This is a genomic window from candidate division WOR-3 bacterium (assembly GCA_026418155.1).
Classification (GTDB): Bacteria; Hydrothermota; Tepidihabitantia; order Tepidihabitantales; family CAIPLT01; genus JAOABV01.
This window is the reverse complement of the sequence record JAOABV010000007.1, coordinates 1-12,889: the sequence shown is the minus strand read 5'-3', so window position 1 is coordinate 12,889 and position 12,889 is coordinate 1. Positions and strand designations below refer to the sequence as shown.

At 33.9% G+C, this 12,889-nt stretch carries 7 protein-coding genes; 5 read left to right on the top strand and 2 right to left on the bottom strand.

The annotated features are described in order from the left end of the window. Window positions 1–16 precede the first annotated feature (16 nt). The gene (locus N2201_01790; protein ID MCX7784951.1) at window positions 17–3,091 is read right to left on the bottom strand and encodes a C25 family cysteine peptidase; all 3,075 of its coding nucleotides are present in this window, start codon (window positions 3,089–3,091) and stop codon (window positions 17–19) included. Between the two features lie 127 nt (window positions 3,092–3,218). Beyond that, a complete protein-coding gene (dnaN, locus tag N2201_01785) occupies window positions 3,219–4,313 on the bottom strand; it encodes a DNA polymerase III subunit beta (protein ID MCX7784950.1) in 1,095 nt (364 codons plus the stop codon). Between the two features lie 545 nt (window positions 4,314–4,858). Here dnaN and N2201_01780 point away from each other — a divergent pair. The 5 genes from N2201_01780 (at window position 4,859) to N2201_01760 (ending at window position 12,793) form a co-directional block, all read left to right on the top strand. Then, window positions 4,859–8,503, top strand: coding sequence for a choice-of-anchor J domain-containing protein (locus tag N2201_01780; protein ID MCX7784949.1), 3,645 nt, complete (start codon window positions 4,859–4,861; stop codon window positions 8,501–8,503). Between the two features lie 189 nt (window positions 8,504–8,692). Then, complete coding sequence (locus tag N2201_01775) at window positions 8,693–9,055, top strand: metallopeptidase family protein (protein ID MCX7784948.1); 363 nt, start codon at window positions 8,693–8,695, stop codon at window positions 9,053–9,055. Between the two features lie 135 nt (window positions 9,056–9,190). Next, window positions 9,191–9,727, top strand: a complete 537-nt coding sequence (gene hslV / locus N2201_01770; GenBank protein ID MCX7784947.1) for an ATP-dependent protease subunit HslV — start codon at window positions 9,191–9,193, stop codon at window positions 9,725–9,727. A 1,250-nt stretch (window positions 9,728–10,977) separates the two neighbouring features. Then, on the top strand, window positions 10,978–11,712 hold the full coding sequence (locus tag N2201_01765) for a DUF3108 domain-containing protein (protein MCX7784946.1): 735 nt from the start codon (window positions 10,978–10,980) through the stop codon (window positions 11,710–11,712). 7 nt (window positions 11,713–11,719) lie between these two features. Continuing rightward, window positions 11,720–12,793, top strand: coding sequence for a sugar phosphate nucleotidyltransferase (locus N2201_01760; protein ID MCX7784945.1), 1,074 nt, complete (start codon window positions 11,720–11,722; stop codon window positions 12,791–12,793). Window positions 12,794–12,889: the final 96 nt, after the last annotated feature.

Genomic DNA, 12,889 nt, shown 5'->3' with positions numbered 1-12,889 from the left:
TGATTGATTAATTGGCTTATCCTTTGAATATTTTTAATGTCCCTTTGCTGGTTATATCTTCATACTTTAAGAAATAGATACCTTTAGGAAGTAAAGAAAAGTCAAGGCGGTACTGATAAGTTCCAACTTCAAGAAAATCATTATTTATGACTTCAATACATCTTCCACAAGAGTTGTAGAGTTTTATTACAACTTTGCTTGCGCGTAGGACATTAAAGAAAATTGTGGAATTCTTTATGAATAGAATTGGATTAATAACTGGTAAAGAATTATTGTGAGAGATTGTTTCCTGATGAGGCAGAAGTAGATTTTGTTGGCAATTAATATTAGATATTTCTGTTATCGGGGTGTACTGCCAAAATTCAGGTGTGTTGTTTCCTTTTAAGAGATAAATTTTTCCTTGGGCATAAGTTAAGGATGCACCGTATTTGGGAACTGATTTTTTGTGTAACCTGGGAATAGTATCTAATGGTAGCCATATGCCTTGGTTATCTCCCAGATCAGTTTTTGACTTTATTAGGCTGGGCTGATATTGCCAAAATTCATTTTTGCCCAATCCTTTAATTGCGTAAATAACTTGACCATCTGTTGTCATTGAGGCGCCATTTTTTACTTTATTTTTCTGAAGGAGTTGCGGATGAGATTGAGGTATAGTTTCTTTTACAGTCCAAGTTCCAGTTTTGGTATCGTAAGCATAGAAATAATTATGTTTACCCCAACCTTTTAGAGCATAAATTTCATCACCTAAGGCAACAAGACAACTGCCATTTCGATAAGTTCGATAATCAGGTTCCAGTGGCGCGGGATTTAACAACTGCCAAGGTTCACCATTTAAGGTATCAGCAGAAGGAAAATAACATAAAAAATTTGTCGATACTCTTCTATTTTGTTCTCCGGCTAAAAGATAAAGTTTATTATTTTCAAATACTATTGATGTACCACCCCTTAAACCCCGTTTGATTATGGACGGAACAAATGCTTTTTGTGTCCAAGAATTATTTGTGATATTATATGCCCACAATTCTCGAGTTCCAGCGCCTTTAGTTGCATAGATTGTATTAATACCATCAAAACAAAGTGCTGCTCCATTACCGACTTGTTTCCGATTAATTTGTAACGGGTCATTAGGTTTCCGGCCAAACGGAATCGATTCGGCTAAAGACCATTTATCTTCTTCTATAGAATATTTATAGAACTCATTAGATTTGTTGCCGCGAAAAGCAAATATATAATTGTCAGTTCCAACTAAAGCACCGCCATATCTGACATATTGATTAGGAACCTGAGTCGGTAAAACCTCTTTCTGTATCCAACCAACAATATGAGGCACAACAGTAAAATGCGTTTCCAAGGTATCATTTTGGGGAACCAAATCATCTGTTAGTTGGCAGATACATTTACCAACATAATTTCCTCGAGGTCCAATAATCCAGGGGTCAAAAGTGACAAAGATTTCTTCTTGAGAAGGTAAGCTCTCAATTAAACGACTACTCACCCAATTATTAATTTTGAATTGAATATTGAAAGTCGCAGGATATAATCCGAAGTTTTTTATTTTGGCTTTAGGAACAACTACATTAATCATTGAGTCAATGATTCCTCTGGGCTGAATAATATCAATTACGCCGACATCATTTTCAAAACAAGTAAGAACATTCTTTTCATAAACCTGATAACCTCTTTTGGTAATGGTAACCGACATTATGCCATAGGTTTGCGGATGAATTGAAAACTCGGCAACACCAAAATCATTAGTATATTGATATTGATATATCACAGAATCTTTTAAGAGCGTAACTAAAGCATTTGAGATTGGTAAGTAATTAAAAGAATCACGAACCGAGACAGTAAATGTTTGTGGTGAAACATCAATAATTGTTTCGTGAACCACAGACATTAATTGGGGTGGTGATCTCCAGAGATTTAATGAAGGGTCACCCAATAAGTTCCATTCCATATAAGCAACTGAACAAGCAATTGGATGATTTAGACGGTCGATAGTTAGAAGTGAGCAACATGCCAAAACACTATCTTTGACTTTTCTAATAACTTCGCCTAAGACAAATACTGATTCTTTTGTTATCGTTTCAAAAAATTTTATTGCAGCAGCATTTCGCCAATAAGTTTGAAAGGTATCAAATCCAGCATGATAATGAGTGGTCGTGCCGAAAAATGCGACAGCGCCTCGAGGTACACTAACTGTTCCTTGTTTTATCCATTTATTGCCTGCCGAAGTTTGAGGTTCAGGATAAGAAGGTAAATTTTCCGGGAAAAACATCGTCCGGCATGTAGGAGAGATTACTATTGCAGGCATTGAATCATTTCGAATGCGTTCTGGTCTGACGCCAAAAGGATTATTCCAGTTGTCAGTTGATGAAAGGGTGCTACCTCGATAGACAACAAAATTTCTTCCTTGAGTTATTGATTCTTCAACCACATTATAATCTGCATTGTTAGAAGTAAAGAGGGTGTCAATATGAATAAAACCATAATCTGATAAATTCTTTCGAATCTCTCGTATTGCAGTAAGATAACAACTATCGAAACATTGATTATTTTCTCTTCGGTCTCGAGCAATGCCGGTTGCCTTTATAAACCAATTGCCTTTACTAAGTCCTCTTCCTTGTTCATAATAGATAATCTTATTTACCATTATTGAACATTCTGTGGGTGTTGAACAGGGTAATCTGCCTAAATACATATCATCCCGATAATCAGTTTGTTCAGTAAGGTTTACATAATACTGGTCGGTCCAAGTGCCTCGCCAAGGGTAATAAAGAATCCAATTAGGAAAATACATACCTAAAGGAATAAAGTTGCGGTCGCCAACTAAAAGGACATATTGTGGTCGCGGATTCCAGTTACTATAAGCATTACGAATATAAGATTTAATACTTGCTGTATCGTAACCAATTTCTGACAATTTAACAGTTTTGGTAATCAACCCTCTTTTCTGTTTCCATATGGCTAAAGGTTTTACCGCATCATAAAAGTTATCGTGGGCGATGATGAGATAATTTGCTCCAGAACTAAACAGATTGGATATAAACAAAAGCCAGAAAAGAATTGTACCACCGAGATGTTTCATCATTTATTTATATTATAATAATAATTTATATAAATGCAATTTGGGTTGTAAAATATATAATAAAACGAAAGGATGTTAATTATAAAGGCTAAAGATAGAGATGTTATACCTTAAGGATATCTATGTTAAATTATTCAAGTCGAATCGGCATTAAGAGATAAATCTTTTCAATTTCTGATTCAGACGATGCAGGTTTTACGACTCCAGCGGCAAGGGGATTTAAGAATTCCATTATTACCTCATCGCTATCAATATGTTTCAAAACTTCTAAAAGAAAGTCGACATTAAATCCAATCTTTAAATCATCACCTTCATAATCGGCATCAAACATCTGGGTAGTCTGACCAAGGTCTTGGGTTTCAGCAAAAATCGAAGATTCTTTAACCGACAAATTTAAGATAACAAGGCGTCCAGCAGGGTGGGCAAAGACTGCTGCCCGGCGTAATGCAGATGAGAAGTTGACAACATTAGTTTGCATACGAAACGGATATTGCTTTGGCATAATCCGCTCATAATCAGGATAAGGACCTTCAATCAACCGGCTGATAATAGTAGTATTAGGAAAGACTAACCCGATTTTTGCTGGGTCGACACATACTTTAATTTTATCAACACCTTTAGGAAAGAGTGCAAAGATTTTAGGTGCAATAATCACTTCCAGTTTACCACCAAATTTACCTTTCTTTTTAGCAAAAGCCAAACGATAAGTATCAGTTGCAACCATTCGGGTTTCAGTTGGTGACACTTTCCAATATACTCCACATATTGCCGGTCGACTTTCATCTTTACTCGTAGCAAAACTCGTTGCCTTAAAAATTTCTTCTAATGTTGCTAATGGAAACTCAATTTCATTATCTTGGGGCAAACTGGGAACTTCAGGAAATTCAGTTGGGTCCAAGCCAGAAAAGATTGATGTGCTACCGTCGGCCTCCAAATAGACTCTGCTATCCTTAAGGGTTAGAGATAATTTATCAGCAGATAACTCTCTTACTGCTTCCAATAACTTTTTTCCGGAGACAATGACCTTGCCGGATTTACCCTTTTCCGTTAAAGGCAATCGTTTTTCCACGTAAGAGTCAAGGTCTGTTGCTTTAACAATTAAATTGTCGCCAGTGCTTTCTAAAAAGACATTTTGTAAAACCGGATATGTGGTTTTTGTCAAAAGAATTTGCACAACACCGCTTAAACCTTCTAAGAATAACTCTTTTTCAATAACACATTGCATAGCGCCTCCATAAAATACATTAATAGAAAATTTTATTTGGTAATCTTGGGAACAAGACCAAAGATAAACTGAGCAATATTCCACTAATAATCAAATATGAATTTTTCCAATAAAAATCCCCGTTTAATGTTTTTTTCAATCGATTAATAATAAGGTTAATCACCAATCTATAATAATACCGAGATAAGAGTTGTCAAGAGTAAAGATTGGCGAACGCTAAAAAAGTTTACAAAATCACATAATGTCATGCTGTTATGCAAAGTGCGGCGACAGCAAAACTTGTTTCAACATCGGATAAAATCATACATTGTGAGACCTTGAATCAAGTTTAGTTGACAAAATGAGACTTTTTTAGAACTCTTAGATAGAGTGTCTTGCAAAAGTCATTTATATTTTAACAACGAATAACACAAAATAAACTCAAACTGTTTCTTCCTGTTTCGTTTTTAATACAAATTTTCGTGACTTTCGCATTTTTTCGTGATTTTTCATATCTCAAAAATCTTTATTCTTGACAAATCATTAAAAGGCACTAAAGTAGATTTATGCAAAAATTTAAAATAACTCAAATATTATTTTTTTTATTGTTGCCAATAATCTTAATTTCAGTTCCGCTAAATGAAAGTTTTACGGGCACAATTTTTCCTCCTTTAGGCTGGAGAGTGATAAATAATGATGGCGGTACACAAACCTGGGAGAGATATACGACTAATTTTTATACTTCACCGGCGTGTGTTTCTTCAAGATATGAAGGTATCAGCCTACGCAATGATGATTGGCTGATAACACCAAGGTTAAAATGTAGTGAGGTGACTTTTGATACGCTTAAGTTTTGGTATCGCAAATCAGGTGGCGGAAATCCAGAAAGTCTTGAAATTAGACTGTCGACTACAGGTAGTAATATTAATGACTTTACAATTTTACTCTGGGCAAAAAAATTCACAAATACTAATTATATCTTAAAAACTATTGCGCTTGATACTTTTGATGGCCAAGAAATGTATATTGCCTTTGTGAATAAAGGTCTATATGGAAGTCGGATTAATCTTGATGACATTACTGGACCTGAGATTAAAGAGATTAGGGATGTTGCTGTTGATTCTATTATATATCCCAGCAGTTCCTTTGTGATGAGACCTTTGGGCCGTGGTTTTCAACCAAAGGCACGAATAAAGAATTATAGTAATGCAATTCAAAGAAATATTCCTGTTATTTGCTCAATTCTTGGACAGAATTCGGTTTTACGCTATGAAAATATAAAATATCTTGATAGTTTATTAATTGATAGTTCAAAGACAATTACCTTTGATACATTTGTGCCGATAATTGCTGAATTATGCACGATTAAAATTAGAACTTTCTTAACTGATGATACGAACTCATTGAATAATCAAAAGATACGGCAGACTCAAATAATTAAGCCTAATTATACTGGTGGTCCTGATGCGGGCTATGCATATTGGATTGATTCTGATACGACCGGCGGTCCAATTTATAATTGGATAGATATTTCAACAACTGGTTCACCATTACCAACAGGTGATGTTAATGTCAGCGGTCCAATTCCTATCGGCTTTACTTTTAATTTCTACGGTGAACCAATGACCTACTTCTATTATTCGACCAATGGTTTTATAAGTTTTAATGAACTTTCTCTTTCATACAATACGAATTCGCCAATTCCGTTTTCTGATGCGCCTAATAATATTATCGCACCTTTTTGGGATGATTTGAATATCTTAAATGCTCGGCACAAAACATTTGATTTACCGCCGGTCCGTTACAAAATAATCCAATGGAGAGGATTGGTGATGAGTAGCGGAGTTAATCGCGATACAGTCGAATTCCAAATAATTCTATATGAAAATGGCGAGATTATTTTTCAATATAAGCGTTGTGAAAATCTCTACAAATTAGGACTTGGTCAATCAGCAACAATTGGTATTGAAAATAACACTGGTTTAATTGGCTTGCAATATCTTTATAATGGTGCGCCAGAAGGAAATTTATTAAGTGCCGGCAGGGCAATTCGTTTTTCTCGGTATAGTCATGATGTTTCAGCAGATTCGGTACTTATTCCGACTCGGATTGGTTATGGTGACACTATTTTACCCGGAGTTCTTATTAAAAACTTAGGTACAAACACTGAGACTTTTTGTACATACCTAAAAATTGAGGATAATAAAGATTTAGTTTATTTGGATTCTGTTGAAATTACTAATATGTTGCCGGCAACTGCCTGCACAGTAAATTTTCAGAGTTGGATTGGTAATCAGTTTGGTCTATTTACTGCTACTGCCTGGGCTAAATTAGATTCTGACTATATTAGAAGCAACGATTCTTGTCGTAAAAATATTGAAGTGATACTTCCATCTCCTACTTTATTGTTTCCATCTAATAATCTATCTACTAATAATACAAATTTAACATTCGATTGGACTGATGTTAATAATGCCACTCAATACAATTTGAAAGTGTATGAGGCGAAAAACGAAAAGCAATATGCAGAAAACGGAACTATAATATGGAATATAAGCGATCTTGCCAAAAGTAAACATATATTTGATACAATCATATCTGTTTCTGAATGTGGTCCGATTAGTTTTTCAGAAGGAACATATTTTTGGCGGGTCCGGGCTGGAACGGAAAATTATTGGAGTAATTGGAGTGATACTTTTAAGTTTACAATTGATACCACACCGCCGCCAATTCCAATATTATTAAATCCATCTCCCAATTGCACACTCTCTCTTGAATGTCCGAATTTTGTCTGGCGAACAAGTTTAACCGCATCGGAGTATAATCTTTTAGTTATTAAGGCAGAAGATACCTTGCTAAATATACTAACTTCAGATTCTATTTATTCACCCAGTCGTCCTTTACCAATTGGTGAATATCTTTGGTCAGTCAGATGTCGAGACCGAGCAAATAATTGGTCGGATTATGCGATGTTCTGGCGCTTTTATGTTAATTATCCGATCTGGCAAAGAAAAAGCGATATTCCTGATAGTAATAGTCTTAAACCAGTAAAAGACGGTGGTTGTCTTACAAGCGACGGAAACAAAATTTATGCGCTGAAAGGAAACAACACTCAAGATTTTTATGCTTATGATATTACCACTAACAAATGGCAGATTAAATCACCCGTTCCATTTTTTATTAGAGATTCAATTGTAATAAAACGCAAAGTAAAAGCTGGAGCATCACTGGTCTATGCTGATGGGATTATTTTTGCTATAAAAGGAAATAATACCAAAGAATTTTGGAAATACGAACCCGGAAACGATACTTGGTCTTTTTGTCAATTAGCACCTTCAATAAAACCTTTCAAGGATGGCTCAAGTTTGACCTATTATAATGGAAATATCTATTGTTTAGTTGGCAGTAGTCGTGACTGCGAGTTTCTTAAATATGACATTTCTCAAAACAGTTGGGAACAACTTGATTCACCACCAAAAGGAATTCACAACCGAATTTTTAAATCTGGCAGTTGTATTGTTTATGGTGGAAATAATAAAATCTATGCTCTTAAAGGTGGGGCAAAATATAATGAGTTTTACTGTTATGATATTAATGAAAACAGTTGGACTGAAAAAGAAAGTTTACCATACTTACCTTATGGTAAAAGATATAAAGTCAGAGCCGGCGGGGCAATAACTTATGATGGTCAAAATATGCTTTATGCGATAAAAGGCAATAAATGCCAAGAAGTTTGGGCTTACAATACACTTTCCGGGCATTGGCAGTTTCAAGATACAATACCCAAATTAAATAAAAGAAGTTTTCCGAAAAATGGCGCGAGTCTTATTTTTGCTAATAATCGGTTATTTATACTGAAAGGTAATCGAACACGGGAATTCTGGGCATACATTCCTCAGAATATAGGCAAAAGACAAAATTTGATAATTGGAAATGAAAATCAGCAGATAGAACAAAATATAAAACAAAGTATAAAACAAAATGTCAGACACAAAAAACAGATTGTTAGTAAAGTCATCTATTTCTCAAATAGAAAAATGAAAATTAGGGCGGATAATGCGATTTCAGAATCAACAGTTATTAGATTGTATGATATTCAAGGTAGATTACTGAAGTCAATAATACGACAAATTTCTAATAGTGGTTTGGACTCGGAAATATCTTTAGATAATTTACCAAAAGGTATTTACTTTTTAGTGATTTCACAATAAAATTAATAAAGAACTTTGAAAATAATACTACTAAATACACAGAAAAATTAGCGAGATATTAATTGACTCCAGTGCCCAGTTGAGAAAAAACATCATAATTATTTAAAAAATGAAGGGGAAATTATTTAATTAATTTGTTAGGCCAGAATAAAATATTACTCAATGATTTTTAAGTAGATTATTACTAATATGCAAAGAGAACAGTTTGAAGAGTTTGTTATTCAAGCCTTACATGAGTTGCCCGAATTTTTCAAAAAGAAATTAGAAAATGTTAGCATTATTATTGAAGATGTTCCGTCTTTAGAGGTTCAAAATAAGATGAAAAAAGGAAAATTGGACATTTTAGGTCTATATCATGGCGTCCCCTATCGGAAACGGGGTTTCTGGTATGGTAATACTTTACCTGATAGAATAATAATTTATCAAAAGCCGATTGAAAATATTGCCAAAACTGAAGAAGAGATTAAAGAATTAGTGCGAAAAGTTGTAATGCACGAAATCGGTCATTATTATGGCCTGTCAGATGAAGAACTTAGACAAGCAGGAGTATAAATGTTAATAAAAGATAAATTCAAAATATTTTTCCAATATAATTTACATAACCGAACCTTGGAGAAATCACCGATTACACTTAAACGGTTTAAGATTTCAATTTTGGTATCTTAAATCCTATCCCCGGAGGTGTATATGGCTAAATTTATCTCAACTACTATCATCGGACTTAAAAAAGATGGCAAATGTGCGATGGCAAGCGATGGTCAGGTCACTTTTGGTGATACCATTGTCAAGGAAACTGCCAAGAAGATACGAAAGGTTTATAATAATAAAATTTTGGTCGGATTTGCTGGTTCAGCTGCTGATGCATTTACCTTGTTTGAACGGTTTGAAAATAAACTTGAGGAATATCACGGTAACCTTCCGCGTGCAGTAGTAGAATTAGCTAAAGACTGGCGACAAGATAAAGTGCTGCGACGACTCGAAGCCTTATTGGCAATTTTGAGCCCCCAGAATAGTTATATTGTTTCTGGGTCAGGCGATGTTATTGAACCCGACGATGGAATTGTCGCAATCGGTTCAGGCGGACCAATTGCCTTAGCAGTAGCAAGAGCGTTAACTAAACATACCAATCTTGAGCCCAAAATAATCGTTCAAGAAGCCATAAGAATTGCAGGCTCAATTAACATTCATACTAATCAAGAAATAACCATTGAAACGATCGAATAAAAAAACCTTTCAAATGGAGAGCCTGAAATCATAAATAACAACCGCTTATACTTCCTAAGAAATGTCCTGTGCAGTAAACCGAAATGTCTTCAGGGAGTATAATTATTAAATTTACTACAAGACGCTTTAACTGATATTTTCTTGTGTGCGCTAATCGGCGAAGTTCTTAACACCCCAAAAACCCGATTTCCTGACAAAGATAACCACAACTTTCTTATCTTCCTACTCCGTGGAGGGAGTCATACCATCAATTTCGGCGTATTTTCTTTTATTGCTTGGATTACAATGCGTTAGATGAAAATCTCGGTTAATTTTTTTGTATACTATATGTATAAATTTTGGATTAACAGAGAAGTGTGAACTTAATGGGTAAAAGTTTAAGAAAAATCGAATTTTTGCTTTTTGGGGTTGTTTCTTGATAATTAGAATTGTTGCTAATCTTTAAAAATAATAAATTAAAATTTTCTCCAAAATTTGTTTATATATATTAGTTTTTTTGCGTTTTTGGAAAAGGAGGATGGTTGTTTTACAAGTGTCCTGTTTATTACTGTAGTGCAATCTATTAAAAATTTACTGGTCTATGAGCCTACATTGGAAAAGTATAGTTTTATACAATCATTCTATCTTTTTTTGTAGCGCAATTTATTTAAAATCTCCTGAATTTATAATATCATGAAAGAAGTGTCTTAAACGATTAAAAAATTTACTGACTTGTAAACCTAAATCTATATCAGAAAAGAAGTCTCTTAACATTTAAAAATTTACTGACTTATAAAACTAAACCTATGTTAGGAAAGAAGTGTCTTAAACGATTAAAAAATTTACTGACTTGTAAACCTAAACCTACATCAGAAAAAGAAGTTTCTTAGCAGTTAAAAATTTACTGGCTTATAAACTAAACCTATGCCAGAAAGGAAGTGTTTTAAACGATTAAAAATTTATTGACTTATAAAACTAAACTATGAATTGTCTTAAGCGATTAAATATTTATTGACGTATAAACTTATATCAGAAAAGAGATGCCTTAAACGTATTAAAAATTTACTGACTCATAAACCTATATGAAAAAGAAGTGTTAGACAAGATTATCTGGTTTGTTTCTATAGTTCAGTCTATAAAAAATTTTCCGACCTATAAAGATATAGAGAATTTTTAGTTTGTCTTTGCGAGTTAGGTGTCTTTGTGAGATACTCTCAGAAGATTTGATAAGTGTTCATTGACAATAAATTTATAATGCATACAATTAAGATATGTTTTTTTCGCTTTTAATATTAGTGACAGCCTTTAGTCCTGGAGAAAGACTTTTCTATGATATTCGTTATGGTCCGATTTTAGTCGGTTCATTAGAACTACAAGTTCAACCGAATATATTTTGGAATGGTGAAAGTTGCTATCATTTTCAAGCCAAACTTAAATCTAATCCCAAATTGAATAAGATATTTTCAATTGATGACGAACTTAATTCTTATGTGCGAATTTCCGATTTTGCAACCCTAAAATCAGAAAAATTTATTAGAGAAAAGAATTATCAAGCAACTTTATGGGCAATCTTTGATTACCGGCAACAAAAAATTATTTATTCAGATAGTAGTACTTTTGTCTTACAACCCCATGCAAGAGATTTACTTACGACCTGGTATTATTGTCGAACCATCGATTTGAAGTTCGGTAATGATTTTTCAATTCCGGTTCATATTGATAAAAAGAATTATCAATTGAAGTTACCGGTAGTTGAAGTTAAGACCATAAATCTCAGTAATAAAAAATATCATTGTGCAATAATTGAGCCACAAACCATCCCCAAATCTAATCTTGGTAGCATTTATCTTTCTTTAGATAAAAGCCGATATCCGGTAATAATTAAAAACAAATTATTTTTGGGTGAACTAATCGCAACATTAAAAAGGGTAACATCGGGTCAGGCTTTAGAAGTAAAAAGCAAATCTAATAACGAAGGTCGGTCAAAGACCTGCGACAAGGAGTAACACTATTATGAAACTATATGCCGTAATACTTGCCGGTGGTAAAGGCGAACGTTTCTGGCCCAAAAGCCGAAGTAATTTTCCCAAGCAATTTATTGCTCTTTTCGGCAAGGATTCATTAATCCAAAAGACTCATAAACGAATAAAGAAAATTATTCCCACTAAAAATCAATTCTTTGTGATTTCTCAAGAACTAGCGAAAATATTAGCAAAACAGATAACGATTCCCAAACAAAATATCATCTATGAACCTATTGGCAAAAACACTGCACCAGCCATTGCCTTAGCCGCAATCTATTTAGATAAGATCGACCCTGAGGGAACAATGATTGTTTTGCCTTCAGACCATTTAATTAAGGACGAACAAAGTTTTTATCAAGATGTCAAATTTGCTTATGAAATCGCACAACAGGACTATCTTGTGACTTTTGGTATTCCGGCGACATCCCCGGAAACTGGTTATGGTTATATTCATATTGGAGATGAATTTAGAAGGCAAAATGGACAAATTAGTTATATCGGTTTAAAGTTTGTGGAAAAACCTGATTTGGCGTTGGCGAAAAAATACCTGCAAGCAAAAACCTATCTTTGGAATAGCGGAATGTTCGTTTGGCGAATTTCCGCTATTCTTAATGGTATAAAAGAATATCTACCCGAATTTTATGATGACTTAATTCGCTTTCAGAAATATATTGGAACCGCGCAAGAATGGAAGGTCCTTAAGAAATTATACCAAAATGCACCGGCTACTTCGATTGACTACGCAGTCTTAGAAAAATCGGATAATATTATTGTCGTTAAAGCAAACTTTGTTTGGGATGATGTTGGTAGTTGGTTGGCATTAGAAAGGCATTTTGTAAAAGATAATGCGAATAATGTTATCTTAGGAAAAGTTTATTATAAAGATACCGAAAACTCAATTATCGTAAGCGATAAAAACTTAGTTGCTACTATGGGAATTAAAAACCTAATTATCGTTCAAACGAACGATGCCCTTTTAGTTATTTCCAAAGAAAAAGCATCGGCCTTAAAAGAACTGATAAAAATAATCAGCCAAGAAAAAAATGGAATTAAATATCTGTGAAATTAATCATCGCCTCAAAAAATCGCGATAAAATAAGAGAAATCAAATCAATTATCGGCAATCCTGATTGGGAAATATTGTCACTAATTGATGTTG

What these genes read in the sequence shown, in the direction of transcription:
- dnaN (MCX7784950.1), bottom strand. Translation starts at nt 4,313, where the DNA reads ATGCAATGTGTTATTGAAAAAGAGTTATTCTTAGAAGGTTTAAGCGGT.
- N2201_01780 (MCX7784949.1), top strand. Translation starts at nt 4,859, where the DNA reads ATGCAAAAATTTAAAATAACTCAAATATTATTTTTTTTATTGTTGCCA.
- hslV (MCX7784947.1), top strand. Translation starts at nt 9,191, where the DNA reads ATGGCTAAATTTATCTCAACTACTATCATCGGACTTAAAAAAGATGGC.
- N2201_01760 (MCX7784945.1), top strand. Translation starts at nt 11,720, where the DNA reads ATGAAACTATATGCCGTAATACTTGCCGGTGGTAAAGGCGAACGTTTC.
- N2201_01775 (MCX7784948.1), top strand. Translation starts at nt 8,693, where the DNA reads ATGCAAAGAGAACAGTTTGAAGAGTTTGTTATTCAAGCCTTACATGAG.
- N2201_01790 (MCX7784951.1), bottom strand. Translation starts at nt 3,091, where the DNA reads ATGATGAAACATCTCGGTGGTACAATTCTTTTCTGGCTTTTGTTTATA.
- N2201_01765 (MCX7784946.1), top strand. Translation starts at nt 10,978, where the DNA reads ATGTTTTTTTCGCTTTTAATATTAGTGACAGCCTTTAGTCCTGGAGAA.